At 59.6% G+C, this 21516-nt stretch carries 19 protein-coding genes; 8 read left to right on the top strand and 11 right to left on the bottom strand.

What is annotated here, in order from left to right; all coding sequences use genetic code 11:
* The first annotated feature begins 5 nt into the window (after positions 1-5).
* The 4 genes from trpC to lexA all read left to right on the top strand — a co-directional run bounded on the left by trpC (position 6) and on the right by lexA (position 3229).
* Positions 6-818: an indole-3-glycerol phosphate synthase TrpC gene (gene trpC, locus BM229_RS02140; RefSeq protein ID WP_093926052.1), complete on the top strand. Its 813-nt coding sequence runs from the start codon at positions 6-8 to the stop codon at positions 816-818.
* Entirely contained in the window at positions 818-1291 is a 474-nt protein-coding gene (gene moaC, locus BM229_RS02135; protein ID WP_093926051.1) for a cyclic pyranopterin monophosphate synthase MoaC, read from the top strand. Before trpC ends, moaC begins: the two co-directional genes overlap by 1 nt.
* Positions 1288-2460: a molybdopterin molybdotransferase MoeA gene (locus BM229_RS02130; protein WP_093926050.1), complete on the top strand. Its 1173-nt coding sequence runs from the start codon at positions 1288-1290 to the stop codon at positions 2458-2460. The genes moaC and BM229_RS02130 overlap by 4 nt, the downstream gene beginning before the upstream one ends.
* A 73-nt stretch (positions 2461-2533) precedes the next feature.
* Entirely contained in the window at positions 2534-3229 is a 696-nt protein-coding gene (gene lexA, locus BM229_RS02125; protein ID WP_093927180.1) for a transcriptional repressor LexA, read from the top strand.
* Here the strand turns inward: lexA and BM229_RS02120 are convergent.
* The gene (locus BM229_RS02120) at positions 3223-5262 is read right to left on the bottom strand and encodes a ComEC/Rec2 family competence protein (protein WP_093926049.1); all 2040 of its coding nucleotides are present in this window, start codon (positions 5260-5262) and stop codon (positions 3223-3225) included. The genes lexA and BM229_RS02120 overlap by 7 nt on opposite strands.
* Before the next feature lie 114 nt (positions 5263-5376).
* Here BM229_RS02120 and gltX point away from each other — a divergent pair, with 114 nt between their 5' ends.
* The 3 genes from gltX to BM229_RS02105 all read left to right on the top strand — a co-directional run bounded on the left by gltX (position 5377) and on the right by BM229_RS02105 (position 8968).
* Positions 5377-6777: a glutamate--tRNA ligase gene (gene gltX, locus BM229_RS02115; RefSeq protein WP_093926048.1), complete on the top strand. Its 1401-nt coding sequence runs from the start codon at positions 5377-5379 to the stop codon at positions 6775-6777.
* Positions 6778-6893: 116 nt separating this feature from the next.
* Entirely contained in the window at positions 6894-8189 is a 1296-nt protein-coding gene (locus BM229_RS02110) for a citrate synthase (RefSeq protein WP_093926047.1), read from the top strand.
* Between the two features lie 479 nt (positions 8190-8668).
* Positions 8669-8968: a hypothetical protein gene (locus BM229_RS02105; RefSeq protein ID WP_093926046.1), complete on the top strand. Its 300-nt coding sequence runs from the start codon at positions 8669-8671 to the stop codon at positions 8966-8968.
* Positions 8969-8971: 3 nt separating this feature from the next.
* On the opposite strand, the gene BM229_RS02100 is transcribed toward BM229_RS02105, so the two are convergent.
* The 10 genes from BM229_RS02100 to BM229_RS02055 form a co-directional block, all read right to left on the bottom strand.
* Positions 8972-9745, bottom strand: coding sequence for an enoyl-CoA hydratase-related protein (locus tag BM229_RS02100; RefSeq protein ID WP_093926045.1), 774 nt, complete (start codon positions 9743-9745; stop codon positions 8972-8974).
* A 67-nt stretch (positions 9746-9812) separates the two neighbouring features.
* Complete coding sequence (locus tag BM229_RS02095) at positions 9813-10265, bottom strand: cytochrome c-type biogenesis protein (RefSeq protein ID WP_093926044.1); 453 nt, start codon at positions 10263-10265, stop codon at positions 9813-9815.
* The gene (locus BM229_RS02090) at positions 10262-12226 is read right to left on the bottom strand and encodes a heme lyase CcmF/NrfE family subunit (RefSeq protein WP_093926043.1); all 1965 of its coding nucleotides are present in this window, start codon (positions 12224-12226) and stop codon (positions 10262-10264) included. The genes BM229_RS02095 and BM229_RS02090 overlap by 4 nt, the downstream gene beginning before the upstream one ends.
* A gap of 74 nt (positions 12227-12300) precedes the next feature.
* The gene (locus tag BM229_RS02085) at positions 12301-12876 is read right to left on the bottom strand and encodes a holin family protein (RefSeq protein WP_093926042.1); all 576 of its coding nucleotides are present in this window, start codon (positions 12874-12876) and stop codon (positions 12301-12303) included.
* Positions 12867-13478, bottom strand: coding sequence for a holin-associated N-acetylmuramidase (locus BM229_RS02080; RefSeq protein ID WP_093926041.1), 612 nt, complete (start codon positions 13476-13478; stop codon positions 12867-12869). The genes BM229_RS02085 and BM229_RS02080 overlap by 10 nt, the downstream gene beginning before the upstream one ends.
* An 80-nt stretch (positions 13479-13558) precedes the next feature.
* A complete protein-coding gene (gene ccmE / locus BM229_RS02075) occupies positions 13559-14002 on the bottom strand; it encodes a cytochrome c maturation protein CcmE (RefSeq protein WP_093926040.1) in 444 nt (147 codons plus the stop codon).
* Positions 13999-15027 (bottom strand): N-acetyl-gamma-glutamyl-phosphate reductase, encoded by a 1029-nt coding sequence (argC, locus tag BM229_RS02070; protein WP_093926039.1) that lies wholly within the window; start codon positions 15025-15027, stop codon positions 13999-14001. The genes ccmE and argC overlap by 4 nt, the downstream gene beginning before the upstream one ends.
* 38 nt (positions 15028-15065) lie before the next feature.
* Entirely contained in the window at positions 15066-15875 is an 810-nt protein-coding gene (locus BM229_RS02065) for a glutamate racemase (protein WP_093926038.1), read from the bottom strand.
* 9 nt (positions 15876-15884) lie between these two features.
* On the bottom strand, positions 15885-16757 hold the full coding sequence (locus tag BM229_RS02060) for a lysophospholipid acyltransferase family protein (protein ID WP_338117440.1): 873 nt from the start codon (positions 16755-16757) through the stop codon (positions 15885-15887).
* Positions 16758-16814: 57 nt separating this feature from the next.
* The gene (locus BM229_RS02055) at positions 16815-20231 is read right to left on the bottom strand and encodes an indolepyruvate ferredoxin oxidoreductase family protein (protein ID WP_093926036.1); all 3417 of its coding nucleotides are present in this window, start codon (positions 20229-20231) and stop codon (positions 16815-16817) included.
* A gap of 170 nt (positions 20232-20401) precedes the next feature.
* Between BM229_RS02055 and BM229_RS02050 the strand changes: the two genes are divergently transcribed.
* Entirely contained in the window at positions 20402-21313 is a 912-nt protein-coding gene (locus BM229_RS02050) for a LysR family transcriptional regulator (protein ID WP_093926035.1), read from the top strand.
* Positions 21314-21516: the final 203 nt, after the last annotated feature.

Here is a 21516-nt window from a genome sequence, read left to right as displayed (position 1 = left end):
ATGCCATGACCGCCACAATTCTGGAAAAAATCAAAGCCTATAAGCTGGACGAAATCGCCGCTGCCAAGGCCGAAAAATCTCAGGCTGACATGGAGGCCGCCGCCCGTGCCGCACCGCCCGTGCGCCCCTTCGCACAACGCTTGCACGAAGCCTCCCGCGAAGGCTATGGCCTGATCGCCGAGATCAAGAAAGCCAGCCCGTCCAAAGGCTTGATCCGCGAAGATTTCGAACCCGCCGCCCTCGCCCGCGCCTATGCCGCAGGCGGCGCGACCTGCCTCTCTGTTTTGACCGACACGCCGAGTTTCCAAGGCGCGAAAGAGTTCTTGGTCGATGCCCGCGCAGCCTGCGATCTGCCGGTGCTGCGCAAAGATTTCCTTTATGACCCCTATCAGGTCGCCGAAGCGCGGAGCCTTGGCGCAGACTGTATTTTGATCATCATGGCATCCGTATCTGATGCCCAGGCCGCAGAACTGGAACAGGCTGCCCAAGATTGGGGAATGGACGCGTTGATCGAAGTCCACGACGCCGCCGAGCTTAAACGCGCCGAAAAACTGACCAGCCGAATGATTGGCATTAATAACCGCAATCTCAATACCTTCGAGACCTCTCTTGATGTAACGCGCGAACTTTCAGAAGCCGTCCCACCCGATCGGATGCTGGTCTGCGAATCTGGCCTCTACACCCCCGCCGACCTCGCTGATATGGCGATTTACGGCGCGCGCTGCTTCCTGATTGGCGAAAGCCTCATGCGGCAGGAAGATGTCGAACAGGCCACTCGCGATCTGTTGGCGAGCCCGCTCGTCCCCGGAGGTATGTGATGGCGCTGACCCATTTTGACGCTGAAGGTGACGCGCATATGGTCGATGTGTCGGACAAGGCCGTCACATCACGTGTCGCCAAAGCTGAGAGCTACATCAAGATGGCCGCTGACACCTTTGATATCATTAGTGAAGGAAGGGCAAAGAAGGGCGATGTGCTGGGCGTTGCTCGGCTTGCCGGGATCATGGCGGCCAAAAGGACCGCTGATCTGATCCCCCTTTGCCATCCGCTGCCGATTACCAAGGTCAGTGTTGAGCTTACCCCCGACGCAAGCCTTCCCGGGGTCCGCATCGTTGCCACCGTTAAGACCACCGGCCAAACCGGGGTAGAGATGGAAGCTCTCACCGCGGCCTCCGTTACCGCCCTAACCGTCTATGACATGGCCAAAGCCGTGGATAAGGCGATGGAGATTGGCGGCACACGCGTCGTTTTGAAAGAAGGCGGTAAATCAGGCCGTTACGAGGCGACATGATTGGCGTCGAAGAGGCGCTAGAAGCCGTTCTGAACCTCGTTGAACCGCTAGATACCGAAAACGTTGCCCTACGCGCCGCCAATGGGCGTGTTCTGGCGCACCCCGTGACAGCACAGCGCAGCCAGCCCCCTTTCGCCGCTTCTTCGATGGACGGTTACGCCCTGAGACGGGCCGAGGTTGAACCCGATGCGATGTTTAAAGTCGTCGGCGAAGCCGCGGCGGGGCATGGATACGCAGGCACGCTGCGCGCGGGTCAAGCCGTACGCATCTTCACCGGGGCACCCGTGCCGGAAGGTGCTGATTTTGTCGTTATCCAAGAGGACGTAACCCGCCGCGGCAACCTTATCACTCTGGGCCACCGGGTTGATACCAAAGACAATATTCGCCCAGCCGGTGGTGATTTCACCATGGGCGAGCAACTGAGCGCCTCGCGTATCCTGCGGCCCGCAGATATCGCCCTGCTCGCCGCGATGAACATCGCGAATGTACCAGTAACCCGCAAACCGATCATCGCGATCCTTGCCACTGGGGACGAGTTAGTCCAACCGGGCGAAGCTCCCGGCCCTGATCAAATCATCGCCTCCAACAGCTACGGCCTTTCGGCTATGATTGAGGATGCGGGGGCCGAAGTGCGCATGCTCCCCATTGCACGGGATACCGTCGCCTCATTGAAACAGGCATTTGCATTAGCCCGGGATGCGGATCTGATTGTGACCATAGGCGGCGCGTCGGTGGGTGACCACGACCTTATCGGCCCAGTCGCCGCCGAACTAGGGATGGAACAAGCTTTCTACAAAGTCGCGATGCGTCCCGGCAAACCTTTGATGGCGGGACGTATCAACAGCACAGCGATGGTTGGCCTTCCCGGAAACCCTGTATCTGCAATGGTTTGCGGCGTAGTCTTCGTGTTACCAATGCTGCGTCGCATGTTAGGATTGACTGAGGTCTACGCACCTATACGGAGCGCACCGCTTGGGCGCGAAATAAATGCGAATGGGCCGCGCGCCCACTACATGCGTGCAACCCTTCGGGACGGTGCGCTTTACCCAGATGACCGACAAGATTCTTCGCTTCTTTCCGTCCTTGCGCAGGCAGACGCTTTGATGATCCGCCCGCCTCGCGATCCGGCGCAAAATATTGGCGATATGCAGCAGTACCTTGTGATTTAGCGCCAACCTAAGGTTGACACAAAACGAGAACATCCCTAGAACAAAACAAAGGAAAATGTGCGGGGGCCGTGTGATGCTGACCAAAAAACAACTCGATTTGCTGTCTTTCATTCATCAGCGCGTGCAACGTGACGGAGTGCCGCCGAGCTTTGATGAAATGAAACTGGCACTCGATCTGCGGTCAAAATCAGGCATCCACCGTTTGATTACGGCGTTGGAAGAACGCGGTTTTATTCGCCGACTTGCCCACCGTGCGCGCGCTATCGAAGTTGTTAAGCTGCCCGAGAGCCTTGGCGGTGCCCCGGGTTTTGCCCCCCGCGTGATTGATGGGGACCGCCCTGACAGCCCACCGCCCGCCGCTGCACAACCGGTCACGGCGCATCATGCCTTTGACGTACCGGTTATGGGCCGGATTGCTGCCGGTGTTCCGATAGAGGCGATCTCGCAAGTCTCTCACAGCGTCACTGTGCCCGGCGGTATGATCGCAGGTCAAGCGGAGCATTACGCACTTGAAGTGCGCGGCGACTCGATGATTGACGCCGGGATTAATGATGGTGACATCGTGGTGATCCGTGAAACCTCCGTCGCCGACAACGGTGATATCGTGGTCGCATTGGTAGAGGATCAGGAGGCAACGCTAAAACGGTTCCGGAGGCAGGGCTCATCGGTCGCTTTGGAAGCCGCGAATGCCGCTTACGAAACACGTGTACTGCCTTCTGACAAAGTGAAGGTTCAAGGGCGACTTGTTGGGTTGATCCGAACCTACTGACGCCCTGCCCGTCGCTTTGGCTTGGTATTCCACATTCGCGCTCCAGCGTATTCTCTTGCCGTGGTGATCTGCCAGCCCTCGGGCGACTTTCTGAGCGCGAGAGCACCTGTTTCCCGCAGGCGGCTGGGATCAAAGACCGGGCAGCCCCATTGCTGGGCTGCATCCACTTCGGCCGAAGCGATGACGATGTCACCGAGGCGACAGCCGCTGAATGCTGCAGCCGCCCGCTTTCCCGAAAGGTGAATGATGCTCGCATCAATATCTTTCCAGCGTGTGGCGGCGACGGCTTGGTCAACGCCATCGCCATCGTTTTCCAACCAATTTCGGGCGATGAACCCTGCGCCCTTTTCTTTACTAAGCGCTCTGCCCTTTGAGGTCATAACCCCTACAAGCGTGCCGGTATCGGCGACCAGTATGTCAGGCCGGACCACTCCATGCCAAAGCGTAAGGGCAAGCACCATCGCGGGGCATCCAAGCCACCGCAAGCGCCCTTGCCACAGCAGCAACCATAGAAATCCGAGCGCCAACAACGGCAGTACCCAGCCCCCCGGCCCCGGTACGAAACTACGTGCGCCAGCTAGGCCTGAGACCGCTTCTGAGACGGCGAGGATCCAGCGCAGGCCAAGCCCCATGGCCCAAAGTGGGAGCCCTTCCATGCCAAGGGGAGCCAACATGGCGGCCAATACGGCCGCTGGGATCACCAATACCCCCATGAGCGGAACCGACAGTAGGTTGGCGATCAGCCCGTAATGCGCGACCGTGTTGAAATGGGCGGCGGAAATTGGTGCCGTCGCGAACCCGGCGACAGCAGAAGAAATCACCACCGCCACGACCGGGCGTAAGCGTTGCGAGATCACAGTACCGTCAAAATCACGCATCCAACCGAAGACTGCGACAAGCGCCGTCGTTGCCGCGAATGACATCTGAAACCCCGGCCCCGTGAGGGCTTCGGGGCGCAAAGCCAAGACGATGATCCCCGCCACAGCTACTGCACGAAGCGAAATGGCACGACGGCCAGTCATCAGCGCACATAAGGCAACCGTGCACATGACATAGGCACGCTCGGTCGCGACATTGCCGCCGGACAGCGCAAGGTAACCGGTGGCGGCGATTAGCGCCGCGCCAGCAGCAATGCTGTGGCTGGGCCAGCGGGTCGCCGTGACCGGGTGTAAGGCCAGCATCAAACGCATCGCGCCAAAGACAACCGCGCTGAGCAGGCCCATATGCAACCCAGAGATTGCCAGTAAATGTGCGAGATTACTGCTGCGCAGGTCTTGCAGTGCTTCCTGAGAGATGGCGCTGCGATCGCCAGTGGTGATGGCTGCCGCGAAACCGCCGACGTCGCCGGGCAGATGCTGTCGCACACGGGCTGACGCATTCATGCGAAGGCGAAACAATACCAGAGCAGCCTCCCCCCCGATCGGCGGGGCAATGCCCAAAAGGGGCACCCGTGTGTAGCCGACCGCGCCCAATCCGGCAAACCACGCATGACGCTGGAAGTCGAAGCCACCCGGTTCTACCGGGCCGGCGGGGGGGGATAAATGAGCCGTCGTCATCACCCGCATGCCGGGTGTAGGTTGGATGGAGCCGGGGGTTTTGGAATGCAATGACACCCGTACCCTCGTTGGGGTCAGTGTGGGCGGCACACGGTCCAGCCGAACCTGATCAAGGGTAACGCGGGGCGCATCAGATTGGCTTCGGTCCAAGGCAACGACCCGCCCTTCGACGGCCCCGTAATAGCGCCAGCCGAGCACCGGGGCCGTCATGGAATGTGCGCGAAAGGCAGCAAGAAGCAGGCCGAGAAGGATCAAAGCCACAGCAATTGCAAAGGGCGAGACACTTTCAGGCAACGCCCGTGCGATACCTCCCAGCCCTGCGACGGCGAGCGCCACTCCCCAAAGGACCGGCAAAGAAGGTTCCACCGGTAAAGAAAAGAACCACCCAATTCCCATCGCAAGGCAGACCGGAACCCAGCCAAACAGATGCCCCCGCTGATGGCGCATGATGGCGCTGAAGTGGTTCAAAAGGCCCATGCTTGCCCCCGCGGATCGCACTGGGTAGACAGACATCAAATCCTAGGACCGGGGTGGTTACCAAATGGTAAACACCCTCCAAACGCCATATCTCTGACCGAAAGGCCTCCCGCCATGAACGCCCCCGTAGTAACCCGTTTCGCCCCTTCTCCCACCGGGTTCCTGCACATCGGCGGGGCGCGTACCGCCTTGTTTAACTGGCTCTATGCGCGCGGCCGGGGCGGCAAATTCCTGCTGCGGATCGAAGACACCGACCGTGCGCGCTCCACCCCCGAAGCGACCGAAGCGATTCTCAAAGGCATGGCATGGCTGGGTTTGGACCACGACGGCGAGATCGTCAGCCAGTTCGAGAACGCCCCCCGCCACGCCGAAGTGGCGAACGAACTGCTTGCGGCAGGCAAAGCCTTCAAGTGCTTCGCTTCTCAAGACGAAATCACCGCCTTCCGCGAAGCAGCCAAGGCAGAGGGACGCAGCACGCTTTACCGCTCCCCTTGGCGCGACGCCGATCCGGCCAGCCACCCTGACGCGCCCTATGTGATCCGAATCAAGGCACCGCTGGAAGGTACTACCGTGATCCGCGATCAGGTTCAGGGGGATGTCACCATCCGCAACGACCAGCTCGACGATATGATCCTGCTGCGCTCGGACGGCACACCGGTTTATATGCTCGCCGTGGTGGTGGACGATCACGACATGGGCGTGACCCATGTGGTGCGCGGCGATGACCACCTCAACAATGCCGCCCGCCAGATGATGATCTATGAGGCGATGGGCTGGGACGTGCCGGTTTGGGCGCATATCCCGCTGATCCACGGCGCGGATGGCAAGAAACTGTCGAAACGTCACGGAGCCTTGGGCGCGCAGGAATATCAGGTGATGGGCTACCCGGCCGCCGGCATGCGCAATTATCTCGCACGGCTGGGGTGGAGCCATGGGGATGACGAATTCTTTACCGACGCACAGGCGCAGGAGTGGTTCGATCTGGACGGTATCCGCAAAAGCCCCGCGCAGTTTGACCTGAAAAAGCTGGAAAACCTTTGCGGGCAGCATATCGCGCAGGCCGATGATGCTGCGCTGCGGCGCGAAGTCGAAGCCTATCTGGAGGCCGCTGGCCTACCTGCCCTTACGGCACCCCAGGCCGAGGGTTTGGAGCGGGCGATGTACTGCCTCAAAGATCGCGCGAAGACATTTCCTGAACTCCTTGAAAAAGCAGCTTTTGTTCTCGCTGAACGCCCGATCACCCCGGATGAGAAGGCCGCAAAGAATCTTGATACGGTATCCCGTGGCATACTGTCGGAATTGACGCCGCAATTGCAAAATGCTAGCTGGAACAAGGAAACGCTGGAGGAGGTACTGAATGGTTTTGCTGCCGCGCATGACACCAAATTCGGCAAGCTGGCGGGGCCCCTTCGGGCGGCTTTGGCTGGCAGGGCAGTCACCCCATCGGTTTTTGACATGATGTTGGTGCTGGGGCGCGATGAAACCCTTGCCCGACTGACAGACGCCGCGGCCTAAGTTTTGGTTCACCACTTCTTTGGGCGACTGGTTATAACTGAACGGGACAACCCCATTTGGGGCTAGACCCAGACGGCGGAGCACATCTCCGCAGCCTACATTCGGGAAGGGATTTAATGACCAATAACAATAAAACCGCAACGCTGACGATCGGCGATCAGAGCTACGATCTACCGATTCACAGCCCCACCGACGGCCCCGATGTTGTCGATATTCGCAAGCTCTATGCGCAGGCGGGTGTCTTTACCTATGATCCGGGGTTCACTTCGACCGCGGCCTGCGACAGCACGATTACTTTCATCGACGGTGACAAAGGCGTGCTGCTGCATCGTGGCTATCCGATTGAGCAACTGGCGAGCAAATCGCACTACCTCGAAGTATGCTACCTGCTGCTATACGGTGAGCTGCCCGGCCCCAAAGCCTTGGAAGAGTTCGAATGCTTGGTGACCAACCACACCATGCTGCACGAACAGATGATGAATTTCTTCCGTGGTTTCCGCCGCGATGCGCACCCAATGGCGATCATGGTCGGTGTGGTCGGCGCAATGTCGGCTTTCTATCACGACAGCACCGACATCAACGATGAGCACCAGCGCGAAGTCGCCACGATCCGTCTGATTGCCAAGATGCCAACAATCGCGGCAATGGCCTATAAATACACTATCGGTCAGCCGTTCGTGTATCCGCGTAATGATCTGGACTATGCGTCGAACTTCTTGCGCATGTGCTTTGCCGTTCCGGCAGAAGATCATGAGGTAAACCCGATCCTCAGCCGCGCCATGGACCGCATCTTTACCCTCCACGCGGATCACGAGCAGAACGCCTCCACTTCCACGGTGCGTTTGGCGTCTTCTTCGGGCGCCAACCCCTTCGCTTGTATCGCTGCTGGCATCGCCTGCCTCTGGGGTCCGGCGCATGGTGGTGCAAACCAAGCCTGCCTCGAGATGCTGAAAGAAATCGGCACGCCCGATCGCATTCCTGAGTTCATCGCCCGTGCCAAAGACAAGAACGATCCGTTCCGTCTGATGGGCTTTGGCCACCGCGTTTACAAAAACCACGACCCGCGCGCGACCGTGATGAAGGAAAGCGCCGACGAAGTTCTGGAACTGATGGGGGTGGAGAACAACCCAATCCTTCAGGTCGCCAAAGAACTGGAAAAAGCGGCGTTGGAAGATCCGTATTTCGCGGAGAAGAAGCTTTTCCCGAACGTCGACTTCTACTCCGGCATCATTCTCGAAGCTATGGGCTTCCCCACATCGATGTTCACGCCCATCTTCGCCCTTGCACGGACGGTTGGTTGGATCTCGCAGTGGAAAGAACAGATCAGTGACCCGCAGCTTAAAATTGGACGCCCGCGCCAGCTGTATCTCGGCGAAGATAAACGCGATTACGTCGACATCGAAAACCGCTGAACTGCACATTTCAAGACTTACAGACGCCCCGGACCTCCGGGGCGTTTCGCATTTAGAACTGCTTTTCAATATATCGCAGGACCCGGCGTTGTTGACCTTGGGGCAACAATCGCAGGCCAGCCTTCTCCGCTGATAGGGCTTTTCCGAATCGACCCGTTCCGGGTGTTTTTGTGGCCTGTCGGCAATGGGTCTGAAAATCAGTTAATGTTTCCAAGTGCTTTGCCAGTTTCGAAACACCGGAGCGATAAATACGGCCAAATTGCGGCACTGTTTCTCGCCGCGTGACAATAGCCCCCAGGTGCTTGACGGGATTTCCACATCAAAGTTAGCTTGATACCAAGACGTCTTTTCGGGGTGGGAAAGGCGTGATGGCGGCGGTGCCTCGGACAGTCTGGGCTCCCGCATCTCGGCGTGATCCCACTCGGAATTATTGAAAGTTTATGGCTGCTTTACAGCACGCCGTGACGAAGGAACGCGCGATGACCGCATCAGATCGGACCAAAGGCCTTCGCTGGGACTGCGCCACCGGGCTGACGCAGACAAAGGCCAGTGATGTACCCGGCCCGCAAGGCGCGCTGGTGCCCGACACGCTGCATGACTGTGATCAGATCGCGGTGGTCTATGATAAGGGTCAGACCCCGCCACAGATCACCATAGCGCGGGTCTCGAACTCGGTTCATACGGTGCTTGCGGATGGGGTCGCCGTGGCGGTGGTGGCGCGGGCCAGTGGCCCGGCGCCCTCGGCTGATGATGTCCTTTTGGTCGAACGTTCGCGCTAGTGGTTACCGACCTTCAAACTTTGGGTTGCGTTTCTGGGTAAAGGCCGCGACACCTTCAGCGAAATCATGCGATTTACCACAACGCCCCTGCGCTTCGGCCTCTAACGACAGCTGATCTTCCAAGCCATTGTCCCAAGAAGCGCGGATTGCTTTTTTCGCTTCGGCATAGGCTGCTGTTGGCCCGGCGGCCAATTGAGCTGCCTTGCCCCGCCAATGGGCATCAAAGTCCGCATCCGGCACCGCCTGCCAAATCATACCCCAGTCATCAGCCTGCTGCGCGGTGATCTTATCGGCAAAAAGCGCGGCCCCCATGGCTTTGGCCATGCCCATCTGCCGTGGCAGCGCATAGGTGCCGCCCGCGTCAGGGATCAGGCCAATACGGATAAATGCCTGCATGAAATAAGCGCTCTCACTGGCGAATACGACGTCTGCCGCCAGCGCGATATTCGCGCCTGCCCCTGCGGCTGGGCCATTCACAGCGGCAATCGTTGGCACGGGGCAATCAATGATGGCCCGTAGCAGAGGCGCATATTCTTCGCGCAGAGTTTTTTCTAGGTCAGCCACGCCGCCTGCTCGATCTGCCAGATCCTGCCCCGAACAAAAGGCCCGCCCGGCTCCGGTAAGGACCACCACGCGCCCTTCACGCCCACCCTCGGTCACCGCATGGGTCAACTCAGCCCGCATCTGCGTAGTCAGCGCGTTCATCTTGTCAGCACGGTTCAGCGTGATCAGCGCAACACCATCGGTCAGCGCATAGGTGATCGTTTCATAGTCCATCTTGGTATCCTCAATTGCTTGACCGCAGCATATCAAAGGAAGGTGCCACTGCCAGTACAACCGGGCGTCAGCCGTCGAGAATGTCGCGCAGGCGGGCTTCTTCTTCGGGTGAAAGTGGCGCTTCGCTCGCGGTTTTGCCGCGCGCACGACCGCGCAGATAGACGGCTCCCAGCCCCCCGGCCAACAAGAGCATCAGCGGCCCTGCCCCCCAAAGCAGCCAATTTGCCCCTGTGGCGCGGGGGCTCAAAAGTACATATTCCCCATATCGCGACACGATGAAATCAACGGCCTCTTCGTTGCTGTCACCCGCTACCAGCCGTTCCCGCAGAAGAATGCGCAGGTCGCGGGCAAGGCTTGCGTTGCTTTCATCAATGCTCTCGTTTCGGCAGACTAGGCATCTCAGTCCTTGGCTTAACTCCCGCGCGCGGGCTTCCAAGGCGGGATCGTCCAGCACCTCGTCGGGCTGTACCGCCCAAAGCGGGCTTGCCAACAGGGTCAGGATCAACAGCAAACGCTTCATTCCGCAGGCACTCCCGCAGGTTGCTTGCGTGCGCCAGCCGCAACACGGAAACGTCGATCGCTTAGGCTCAAAGCCCCGCCAAGGGCCATCAGCGCACAGCCGATCCAAATCCAATTGGTCATCGGCTTGATATAGGTCCGCACGGCCCAACCGCCGCCGTCCTGCGCGTCGCCGATCACCACATAGACATCGCGCGCGAGGTTATAGTCAATCGCCGCTTCGGTCGTGGGCATTTGGGCGACGGGGTAAAAACGTTTCTCTGGCTGAAGCGTGGCAATTGCCTTGCCGTCCTGCGCGAGCGAGAGGGTGGCGATAGTGGTCAAATAGTTCGGTCCGCGCTCCTCACTCACATCGTGCAGGGTCAGCGTATAGCTGCCCACCTCGAAAGGTTCGTCGATTTGGGCCACGCGGATGTCATCCACGGCCCAAGCCATCAGCCCCGCGATTCCGGCCATAGTAATGCCCAGCCCCCCATGTGCGGCGGCCTTGCCCCAATCAGCACGCGGCAATCGACGCAGGCGTGCGAGTTTGCCCGGCCCGCGGCCAAGACGTTGCATCACATCAACCACCGTGCCCATGATCAACCAAGCGCCGAGGAACATGCCCACAGGCCCCAGCAGCCCCCGCCCAGATTGCATTGCAAAGGCCAGCCCCCCAAGCGCCAACGCCAGCACAAATACATAGCGCAGCGGATAGATTGCACGCATAATCTTGGCCCGTTTCCACGGCATAGCAGAGCCAATAGGAAGGATCAGCCCAAGCGCTACCATGAAAGGCGTAAACGCGGCGTTAAAGAACGGCGGCCCGACGCTGAGTTTGCGATCAAGGAACATCTCGGCCACCAGCGGCCACATTGTGCCAACAAAGACCACGAAACAAGCCACCGCGAGCAGCAGGTTGTTCACCACGAGGGCTGTCTCACGGCTCAGCAGGCCAAAAACGCCCTTGGCCTCAAGCGCGGAGGCGCGGAGCGAGTAGAGCACCAGTGCCCCGCCGGTGAAGAAGCCCAGAATGGCCAGAATAAAGACCCCGCGCTCGGGGTCATTGGCAAAGGCATGGACGGAAGTCAGCAGGCCGGAGCGCACGATAAACGTCCCAATCAGCGAGAACCCAAAGGCCAAGATCGCCAAAAGGATGGTCCAGCTCTTCAAACTCTCGCGCTTTTCCACAACGATAGCAGAATGCAACAGAGCCGCCGCCAAGAGCCACGGCATAAATGAAGCGTTCTCAACCGGATCCCAGAACCAGAAACCGCCCCAGCCAAGCTCATAATAGGCCCACCAAGACCCAAGCGCGATGCCGATGGTCAGAAAGACCCAAGCCGCCAGCGTCCAAGGCCGCACCCAGCGACCCCAAGCCGCATCAACGCGCCCTTCGATCAGCGCTGCCACGGCAAAGCTGAACGCCATGCTGAGGCCAACATAGCCGAGATAGAGGAATGGTGGATGAAAGGCTAAGCCCGGGTCTTGCAGCAGCGGGTTCAGGTCTTGGCCGTCAAAGGGCGGCGTGTCCATGCGCAGGAACGGGTTGGAGGTGAAGAGGATAAAAGCCAGAAAGGCCACGCCAATCGCCGCCTGCACCGACAGCACCCGCGCGCGCAACCGCGGCGGCAGATTGCCGCCAAACCACGCAGCCATCGCCCCGAAGAGCGCCACGATCAGCACCCAAAGCAACATAGAGCCTTCGTGGTTGCCCCATGTACCGCTGATTTTATAGAGCATCGGCTTGGCGGAATGGCTGTTGGCCACCACCAATTGCAGGCTGAAATCCGAGGTGATGAAGGCCCACATCAGTGCGCCAAAAGACAGTGCAATCAGGATAAACTGCGCCGCCGCCGCCGGTTCGGCCACTGCCATCCAGCCCGCGCGGCCCCGCCAAGCGCCCCACATCGGCACCACCATCTGTACCAGCGCCACGCCAAAGGCGAGCACCAGCGCGAAATGTCCAAGCTCTGTAATCATGGGCCGGACTATAGGGGGCGTGCGCTCCCTAAGCCATGGCAAATCAAACGTGAAATATGGTCAATCGGTCGCAGTCAGGCGCGGCTCCGGCGCCATGCGTCTAAGGCCGGATTGCCTGAAGGTTCTACCGCGGCGAGGGCCAGACGGCTGTCGGCACCGGTGTCGGCCGCCTGGGGGCTGTCAGCGCGCATCTCGCGCAAGGCTTCGATATTCTCGACCACCTGCGGCACCCGTGCGATGGTGCCGACGATCGCACGCTGAAACTCTTGCGATTTCACCTGCTGCCGCGCACCAAAATAGAAAGAGACGATTACCCCCAACAACCACCAAAGCGGTTCGGGCACCAAGGCAATCCCCTGCATCCGTTCGGCGAACCACAGCGGATTGACCATGGCGGTGACGAAAAGGCCGAGGGTGCCGAGCGCCAGCATCGGGCGCGGCAGCCGGTTGACCCCATCCATGAAGCGGTCAAAGCCAACCTGCCGCGCTTGGGCGAATTCCGCCCCATATTGCGCCATCGCTTGGCCCTGCACCGTATGGGCGCGCTGCGCCCCGGCCTCGGCATTTTCGCGAAACACTTCGACCGTGTCGCGGATGACGTTCCGCTCGCCGCCGAAGACGGTCGTGAAGATTCGTTCGATTAGCCCCATTGTGCCACCCTCCGTTCGAAATCGGCGTCGCTCATGTGATACCGCGGCGCGATGAATTCCTCCGCGCGGCGAATCCAGCCGCCCTTGCCGCCTGCCCGGCTGCGCGCGTATTTGCGGCTGGCGGGGCGACGGTCGGCGAGACGAAAGTAGTAGTTGCGCCGCGCGATGCCGTAGGCGTCGACCAGATGATCGGGTGCGGCCTGCCATGCGGCTTGGGCGGCGCGGATCGTTTGCGGCCCGATGGCCCCGTCAACCGCGATCTCCTGCCCCATCTCGCGCAGCAAGCTTTGCAGGATCTTCACCGCACTGCTGCCCGCATTGACATACATGTCAAAAACGCTCGGCTGCAACGGCCCGGGCAATTCCGCGATGCGCGGAGCGTTGAAGTAATGTCTGACAAAGATATCCACCGCCTGCGCGCGGCTAAGGCGGCGTACGTCGGCCACATTGACCGCCCCATCGCCGGTCAGGTCCAGCCCCAATCGGCGCATGGTATGGATCGTCACCCCGAATTTCGTCGCCCCGCCGGGGTCATCGGGGTCATTCACAAAGCCGCCCTCTCGGGCGACGATGGCGCTGGCGATCTCTCGAACAGTCTGCATCGCGGGCTCTCCTGTCTTGGGTGTAAACAGGCTCGGCCGGATGGGTTAACGCAGGTTCATGCCTCCGCGCGTTGCGCGTGTCAGCCTTCTGGCTCGCGGTAAACGCCCTGCTCTTTCAGCGCGTCCGTCACTTCCTTAGGCATGTAGGTTTCGTCATGTTTCGCAAGGATTTCAGAGGCCTCAAAAACCCCGTCGACATAACGCCCGGTGCCGACCATGCCTTGGTTCTCTTCAAAGAGATCCGGCAAAACGCCTGTGAAAACAACTGGCACTGTCGCCCCACCATCGGTCACGGCAAAGCGAATCGCCTCGCCCTGCCCGCGTTTCAGCGACCCTTCTTCGACCAACCCGCCGATGCGAAACACCTCTGCCGGGCCGGGCGGTTCGGCAATCACTTGGCTCGGCGCGCGGAAATAGTTGATCCCGTCGCGCAGGGCATAGCCGATCAAGGCGGTGGACAGCACCAAGGCCACCGCCGCCACCGCGATAATCTGGATCCGGCGCTGTTTCTTGAGGCTCTTCATGGGAAGAGCGGGGCCATCATCAGCCCCTCGGTTTCCGGCAGACCCAGCATCAGATTCGCGTTCTGCAACGCCTGCCCACTGGAGCCTTTGGTCAGGTTATCGAGCGCCGCGACCACCGTCGCCCGCCCGGTCTGACGGTCAGCGACCACGCCGATATGGCAGAAGTTCGAGCCGCGAATGTGCCGGGTGCTGGGCGCTTCGCCGAAGGGCAGCACCTCGATAAAAGGCTCATCTGCATAGGCTTTCTGCATCGTCTCATGGATGATCTGTGCATCCCCTTTGACATAGCAGGTGGCCAAGATACCACGGTTCGCAGGCACGAGATGCGGGGTGAATTGCACCTGCACGGGCCGCCCGGCAATGGCCGAGAATTCCTGATCGAACTCCCCCAAATGGCGGTGCGTGCTGCCAAGCGCATAGGCGTGATAGCCCTCGCTCAATTCCGCATGCAGCAGGTTCTCTTTCAACGAGCGCCCTGCGCCCGAGACCGCGCATTTCAGGTCGAGGATGATATCGTCCAGATCAATCACCCCCGCGGCGATAAGTGGACGCAGGGCAAATTGCCCCGTGGCCGCGTTGCAGCCCGTCCCCGCCACCAGACGCGCGGCGGCGATTTCCGCGCGGTAGAATTCGGTGAGCCCATACACCGCCTCTTTCTGCACATCGACAGCCGCGTGTTTGTTGCCGTACCATTTGGCATAATCCTCGGGGTCGCGCAGGCGGAAATCGGCGGAAAGGTCGACGATCTTTAGATCTTTGGGCAGTGCCGCGATGACCTCTTGGCTGGTCTTATGCGGCAGCGCGCAGAAACACAGATCAATCTGGGAAAAGTCGATTTCTTCGATCGTGACCAATGTGGGCAGATCAAGATGGCGCAGATGCGGAAAGACCTCCGCCATGGTCTGTCCCGCCTTGGAGTTCGCCCCCAAAGCGGTGATCTTCATCGAAGAATGGCCAGCAATCAGCCGGATGAGTTCTGCCCCGGTATAGCCGGAGGCGCCAAGAATGGCGATGTTCTGGGTCATGGTCTGTCCCCTTGTTCGGAACGAAATGTAATTGGAATTCAGGCGGCGGTGAATGTGATCTGTCGTCGCAGGAACTGCGTCGCGCGGTCGCTTACGCGGGCGGGATCACCGGTGGTCAGAAGGGCCGCCTCGCCACTGCCCATCATATTGGGGTGCCGTACAAGATAGTCAGCAAGCGACTCCGCGACCAATTCGGCTTGGCTAAACACCTTTACCTTGGCCCCCAAAGCCGCCTGAAAGGCCTCTTGCATCAGCGGGTAATGGGTACAGCCCAAGATTGCCGCATCTGGATCGGGCATCTTGCGCTTCAGCGCGTCGACATGGCTGCGCACCAACGCCTCGGCAAGGATCATGTCACCTTCTTCGATGGCATCGACCACCCCGCCGCAGGCCTGCGCCTCGACATCCACACCGATCGCGCGGAAGGACAGTTCGCGTTGAAACGCGCGGCTTGCCACCGTCGCGGGCGTGGCGAAAAGCGCCACATGGTTCACGGCCACTTCGCGCGGCGGGGAATTGTCGCCCCATTGGCGTTCGGTCATCGCCTCGATCAGCGGCACAAAGACGCCCAGCACCCGTTTGTCACGCGGGATCCAGCCCTCTTGCATCCGGCGCAGCGCAGCGGCCGAGGCAGTGTTACAGGCAAGGATCACCAGATCGCAGCCCGCATCAAACAGCCGCTGTACGGCGGCACAGGTCAGATCATAGATATCATCCGCATTGCGCACGCCGTAGGGCGCATGAGTGCTGTCAGCGAGATAGACAAAATCTACCTCCGGAAGCCGTTCTTGCACCTTGTTCCAGACGGTCAGCCCGCCCAGCCCCGAATCGAAAATACCAACTGCCATGGTCTGTCGTCACCTGTCGGCTCTATGCCGTTCCTCAAACTCGTAACCGAGACCCTGATACTGGCCCGGCTTTGGTGACAACTCATAGGTGGCTTTGCGCAGGAAATCCATCATCGCTTTTGCGTCCCCCGCAAGCGGGTCAAGTGCAGCGCGCGGGATCGGGTCGCCGATGGCCACGCGCACGGGGGTATCGACACGGGCGCGGAACTCCTTAATCAGCAAGCCCATGCGCAGATTGGCGTGCAGATGGCTGGCGATTTGGAACAGTCGGCTAGTGTGGCCGTCAAAGTAGGTCGGCACGACCGTGGCGTTAGATTTGGCGATCATCCGTGCGGTGAAACTACGCCAACCCGGATCCATTGGCTGGGAAAAGGGTTTTGCCGCCGTGCTAACCGTGCCGCCAGGAAAGATGCCAATTGCCCCGCCCTGCGCCAGATAATCTAACGCGGTCCGGCGTGTGGCGAGGTTCAAAGCCAGTGCGGCGCGATCTTCGGCAAAACTGATTGGCAAGAGGTGATGGGCCAGATCCGGCGCTTGACTGAACACCGCATTGGCCATGATCCGAAAATCACCGCGCGTCCGGCTGAGGATATGCCCCAGCATCAGCCCGTCCAGAATGCCGTAGGGGTGATTGGCGATCAGTATGACCGGCCCCCGCGCCGGGATATCCGACAATGCGCCCCGCATCACGTCGAGGGTCAAACCACAACGCCGCACCATGGCATCAAAGAACCCCAGCCCCGCGGCGAGATCGTCTTCATAGCCCTCGGCTCGTTTCAGCAGAGAAACGCGTCCGGTCGTATTTTCCATCAATCGAATGAGCGCCCTCCCGCCCCGGGTTCGGGCGGAATGGGCATAGCTTATGTCACGGGCGTGGGTCACATTTCGGCCTCAGGATCGTATTGCAGCATTCCTTAAAACGGAAATGTAACAGCGGTATTACTCAGCCGCCTTGGCCGTGGCGGTGCCGCCCGCGCGGATCACCGCCAGCAGTTCCTCACGGCGCTTCGCGGCCTTTGCCTCATTCGCCTGCTTCACCGGACCGAAGCCGCGGATCTGCAACGGTAATTCGGCCAGCGCTACGATGGCATCGCGGGTCTGATCGGTCAGCTTTGGCAGCACCTCGGCCATATCGGCCTCATACTGCTTGATTAACGCACGCTCCATCTTGCGCTCGGCGGTATAGCCGAAAGGATCGAGCGGCGTGCCGCGCAGCCCCTTGAACTTGGCCATTACCCGCAACGGCCCTTCGAGCCACTGGCCGAACTCACGCTTCTGAGGACGACCGTTCGGCCCCATCTTCGAGATCAGCGGCGGCGCCATGTGGAAGGTCATTTTGAAATCACCGTCAAACTCGGCCCGCGCTTTGTCACGGCTGGTGATGAGCAGCCGGGCGACTTCGTATTCGTCCTTGTAGCTCAACAGCTTGTGATAACCCAAAGCGACAGCCGCTTTAACGTCTCGGTCCTCAATCCCGTCGAGCATCTTGGCATAGCGATTTGCAAGACCTTTGCCCTGATACTCAGTCAAATGGTTTTCGCGGAAAGCGATTTTGTCGTTCAGTGATTTGGGTAGCTCCACCACCTTATCGGGCTGGCTCACCGCTTTGGCATCTTCCGGGTAGAGAACGGCCCAACGGCCAATCTCAAAGGCGCGCCTATTACGCTCAACTGCCGCACCATTCATGCGGATTGCTTCGTGCAGGCTCTCCAATGTCAGCGGCAGCAGTCCACGCTGCCAAGCCGCACCAAAGATCATCATGTTGGAAAAGATCGAGTCGCCCAAAGCGGCCTTCGCCAGATCGGACGCATCAAACATTGCCACATCGTCCTTCAGCCGCGCTTCAAGCGCGAGGCTCAAGCGATCGTAAGGCATCTGAAACTCAGTATCGCGGGTGAAATCGCCAGTGATGATCTGGTGCGAGTTGACCACAGCCCCGGTGCGACCTGCACGGGTCAGGCCCAGGGTCTTATGCCCAGCCGAAACCACCAGATCACCACCAATCAATGCATGTGCTTCACCTGTCGCGACGCGGATCGCGCTGATGTCTTCGGGGCGCTCCGCCAGACGGCAATGGATATGAACCGCGCCGCCCTTCTGGGCGAGGCCCGCCATTTCCATCATACCCGCACCCTTTCCGTCCAATTGCGCAGCCTGTGCCAAGAGCGCACCGATGGTGACAACGCCGGTGCCGCCGACGCCGGTGATGACGACGTTATGCGTGCCGTTAATCTTGGGCAGTTCAGGCATCGGTAAGTCGGGAATGGCAAGTTCGGTTGTCGGGTCTTTGCGGACCTTGGCACCCTCCAGCGTGAGGAACGAAGGGCAGAACCCGTTCACGCAGGAGAAATCCTTATTGCAGGACGATTGGTCAATCGCGCGCTTGCGCCCCAGCTCTGTCTCATTCGGCACCACGGCCACGCAGTTCGACTGCACGCCACAATCGCCGCAGCCCTCGCAAACGTCTTCGTTGATAAAGACACGTTTGTCGGGATCGGGGAACAAGCCCCGCTTGCGGCGGCGGCGTTTTTCAGCGGCGCAGGTCTGGATATAGACAATCGCGCTGACGCCCTCATGCTCGCGGTAGGCCTTTTGCACATTTGGCATCTCATCGCGCTCATGCACTTCGACGCCTTTGAACCGCGCAAGATCCACGTCTTCTTTCTCGTCATAGACCACGGCGATATGCTTGACGCCCATCGCTTTCAGTTCTTCAACGATCCGGTAGGAATCCAGATCGCCCTCGTTATGCTGCCCGCCCGTCATGGCGACCGCATCATTGTAGAGGATCTTATAGGTGATGTTCGTCCCCGCCGCGATGGCCGCACGGATCGCCTGAACGCCAGAGTGGTTATAGGTGCCATCCCCAAGGTTCTGGAAGACGTGCTTGGTATTAGAGAACGGTGCCTCCCCGATCCAGTTCGCACCTTCACCGCCCATATGAGTAAAGCCGGTGGTCTCTCGGTCCATCCACTGCACCATGTAGTGACAGCCGATGCCGGCATAGGCGCGGCTGCCTTCGGGCACTTTCGTCGAAGAGTTGTGTGGGCAACCTGCGCAATAATACGGCAGACGCGCGGCGATATCCTCGGCATTGTCCGAACGGCGTGCCTCGTTCAGCGCCTCAAGTCCCGCCCGAATGCCGTCGGTCTCACGGCCCTCTTCCAACAAGATGCCACCAATTTTTTCGGCAATCAGGATCGGGTCAAGCGCACCACGGGTCGGGAACAGCTCTTCGCCATGCTCCATGCCCGCGCCGCTTTTATGCCAGCCATAGACCCGGCGGTGGGTGTCGTTAAACAGCGCTTCTTTGATCTGAATTTCGATCAGCTTGCGCTTTTCTTCGACCACCACGATCAGGTCCAGCCCATCAGCCCACTCATGGAACCCCTGCATGTCTAGCGGGAAGGACTGGCCGATTTTATAGGTCGTGATGCCAAGGCGCTCGGCCTCGTTCTCATCGATATTCAAAAGGCTCAGCGCATGCACCAGATCGAGCCAGTTCTTACCCGCAGCGGCAAAACCGATCTTGGCCCCGCGCTTGCCCCACATGCGCTTGTCCATCTTGTTGGCATGAGAGAATGCCTCGGCCGCGAAACGCTTATAGTCGATCATCCGCGCTTCTTGCAGGTGTGGTGTATCACCCAGACGGATGCTCAGACCGCCATCAGGCATGTCGAACTCCGGCGTAATCAGCTTCATCCGGTTCGGATCACCGTTCACGACGCTGGTCGCCTCAACCGTGTCCTTCATCGTCTTCAGGCCGACCCAAAGGCCCGAGAACCGGCTCAGCGCCCAACCATAGATACCGTAGTCCAAGATTTCCTGCACACCAGCGGGCGAAACCACCGGCATATAGGCATCCACCATGGCCCATTCCGACTGGTGCAGAACGGTGGAGGATTCGCCCGTATGGTCATCCCCCATTGCCATCAGCACACCACCATGAGGCGACGTGCCCGCCATATTCGCATGGCGCATCACATCACCGGTACGGTCGACACCCGGCCCCTTGCCATACCACAGGCCATAGACGCCGTCGTATTTCCCCTCACCGCGGAGTTCTGCCTGTTGGCTGCCCCAAAGCATCGTCGCTGCGAGATCTTCGTTCAGACCCGGCTCAAAACGCACGTTATGTTCGGCCAGTTTCTTCTCAGCCCGTTGCATTTGCAGGTCGACCGCGCCCAGCGGACTGCCCCGGTAGCCGGTCACATAGCCAGCGGTATTCAACCCCGCCGCACGGTCGCGGGCGGATTGCATCATCATCAACCGAACCAGCGCCTGCGTGCCGTTCAGCAGCACCGGGCTTTTCTCAAGGTCGAAGCGATCGTTCAGTGAAATCTTTTGCGTTGTCATGGCGGGCCCTCCCTAGCACGTCAGTCTTGCATGATTGTCACCACATATAGGTCACAAACACTGACCTGTATAGCAATTATTCCGTAACGACAGCCCGTCAGGGGACGGTTTGTGCTGTTTTCTCCCGCCTATTAAGATAGGAGAAAGGCTAGGCAAGGAAAGTACGCGCCATGGATTGGGACAAACTCAGAATTTTTCACGCCGTGGCCGATGCCGGGTCGCTGACTCACGCGGGCGACAAATTAAACCTGTCGCAATCCGCAGTCAGTCGGCAGATTCGCGGGCTGGAAGAGCAGCTGAATACCAACCTCTTCCACCGCCACGCGCGCGGGTTGATCCTGACCGAACAAGGTGAGTTGCTGTTTGACGCGACCTCAGCCATGGCCAAACGGCTTGATGCCGCTGCCGCACGCATCCGCGACAGCGAAGAAGAAGTGTTCGGTGAATTGCGTGTGACCACCACCACAGGCTTCGGCACGCTTTGGCTCGCCCCGCGCCTGCCCAAGCTTTATGAGCAATATCCCGACCTCAAAGTTGACCTGATGCTGGAAGAACGCGTGCTCGACCTGCCCATGCGCGAGGCCGATGTGGCAATCCGCATGAAAGAACCAAGCCAAGCCGATCTGATCCGCAAACGCCTGATGACCGTCCGGATGGGGATCTACGCCAGCCCCGAATACCTAGAGAAACATGGCACCCCCAAGCGGATGGAGGATATGGCCGACCATCGCCTGATTTGCCAAAACACCGACAGCGATCAAGTGGGTGCCGGGCTGCAACTCGTCAAAGAACTGATGATGTATGACCTCCGTTCGCTTTTGACGGTCAACAACTACTTTGGCGTGTTGCAGGGTGTCGTGCACCACCTTGGCCTTGGCGTGCTGCCCAATTACCTGATCCAAGATTTTCCGCATATCGTGCATGTCATGCCCGATATCGAATCCGCCGATGTGCCAGTCTACCTCGCCTACCCCGAAGAACTGCGCCAATCCAAACGGGTCGCCGCCTTCAAGGATTTCGTCCAAGAAGAGATCATAACTTATCGCAAACAATGGCGCGAACGGACCGAAGGCGAAGGCTGAACTCCACATACAACCGCAGCCATGCAATAGGCGCATATCGGCCATGATGACTTGCGATGTTAAATAGCCTTGATTTGAGCAGCGCTGCCTCCTATTTCACCATCATGAAGATTGACAGCCTGAGGGCGCGTCGCTTCATACCTCCCTGTTGGACTTGGCCGAGCTTTTAGCTCGGCCTTTTTTTTGGCTCGGCCCATTCTTTC

The organism is Sulfitobacter dubius (genome assembly GCF_900113435.1).
Lineage (GTDB): Bacteria > Pseudomonadota > Alphaproteobacteria > Rhodobacterales > Rhodobacteraceae > Sulfitobacter > Sulfitobacter dubius.
The sequence above is the reverse complement of the archived record's forward strand: the minus strand, read 5'-3'. Positions and strand labels throughout refer to the sequence as shown.

What these genes read in the sequence shown, in the direction of transcription:
- trpC (WP_093926052.1), top strand. Translation starts at nt 6, where the DNA reads ATGACCGCCACAATTCTGGAAAAAATCAAAGCCTATAAGCTGGACGAA.
- moaC (WP_093926051.1), top strand. Translation starts at nt 818, where the DNA reads ATGGCGCTGACCCATTTTGACGCTGAAGGTGACGCGCATATGGTCGAT.
- BM229_RS02130 (WP_093926050.1), top strand. Translation starts at nt 1,288, where the DNA reads ATGATTGGCGTCGAAGAGGCGCTAGAAGCCGTTCTGAACCTCGTTGAA.
- lexA (WP_093927180.1), top strand. Translation starts at nt 2,534, where the DNA reads ATGCTGACCAAAAAACAACTCGATTTGCTGTCTTTCATTCATCAGCGC.
- BM229_RS02120 (WP_093926049.1), bottom strand. Translation starts at nt 5,262, where the DNA reads ATGGGCCTTTTGAACCACTTCAGCGCCATCATGCGCCATCAGCGGGGG.
- gltX (WP_093926048.1), top strand. Translation starts at nt 5,377, where the DNA reads ATGAACGCCCCCGTAGTAACCCGTTTCGCCCCTTCTCCCACCGGGTTC.
- BM229_RS02110 (WP_093926047.1), top strand. Translation starts at nt 6,894, where the DNA reads ATGACCAATAACAATAAAACCGCAACGCTGACGATCGGCGATCAGAGC.
- BM229_RS02105 (WP_093926046.1), top strand. Translation starts at nt 8,669, where the DNA reads ATGACCGCATCAGATCGGACCAAAGGCCTTCGCTGGGACTGCGCCACC.
- BM229_RS02100 (WP_093926045.1), bottom strand. Translation starts at nt 9,745, where the DNA reads ATGGACTATGAAACGATCACCTATGCGCTGACCGATGGTGTTGCGCTG.
- BM229_RS02095 (WP_093926044.1), bottom strand. Translation starts at nt 10,265, where the DNA reads ATGAAGCGTTTGCTGTTGATCCTGACCCTGTTGGCAAGCCCGCTTTGG.
- BM229_RS02090 (WP_093926043.1), bottom strand. Translation starts at nt 12,226, where the DNA reads ATGATTACAGAGCTTGGACATTTCGCGCTGGTGCTCGCCTTTGGCGTG.
- BM229_RS02085 (WP_093926042.1), bottom strand. Translation starts at nt 12,876, where the DNA reads ATGGGGCTAATCGAACGAATCTTCACGACCGTCTTCGGCGGCGAGCGG.
- BM229_RS02080 (WP_093926041.1), bottom strand. Translation starts at nt 13,478, where the DNA reads ATGCAGACTGTTCGAGAGATCGCCAGCGCCATCGTCGCCCGAGAGGGC.
- ccmE (WP_093926040.1), bottom strand. Translation starts at nt 14,002, where the DNA reads ATGAAGAGCCTCAAGAAACAGCGCCGGATCCAGATTATCGCGGTGGCG.
- argC (WP_093926039.1), bottom strand. Translation starts at nt 15,027, where the DNA reads ATGACCCAGAACATCGCCATTCTTGGCGCCTCCGGCTATACCGGGGCA.
- BM229_RS02065 (WP_093926038.1), bottom strand. Translation starts at nt 15,875, where the DNA reads ATGGCAGTTGGTATTTTCGATTCGGGGCTGGGCGGGCTGACCGTCTGG.
- BM229_RS02055 (WP_093926036.1), bottom strand. Translation starts at nt 20,231, where the DNA reads ATGACAACGCAAAAGATTTCACTGAACGATCGCTTCGACCTTGAGAAA.
- BM229_RS02050 (WP_093926035.1), top strand. Translation starts at nt 20,402, where the DNA reads ATGGATTGGGACAAACTCAGAATTTTTCACGCCGTGGCCGATGCCGGG.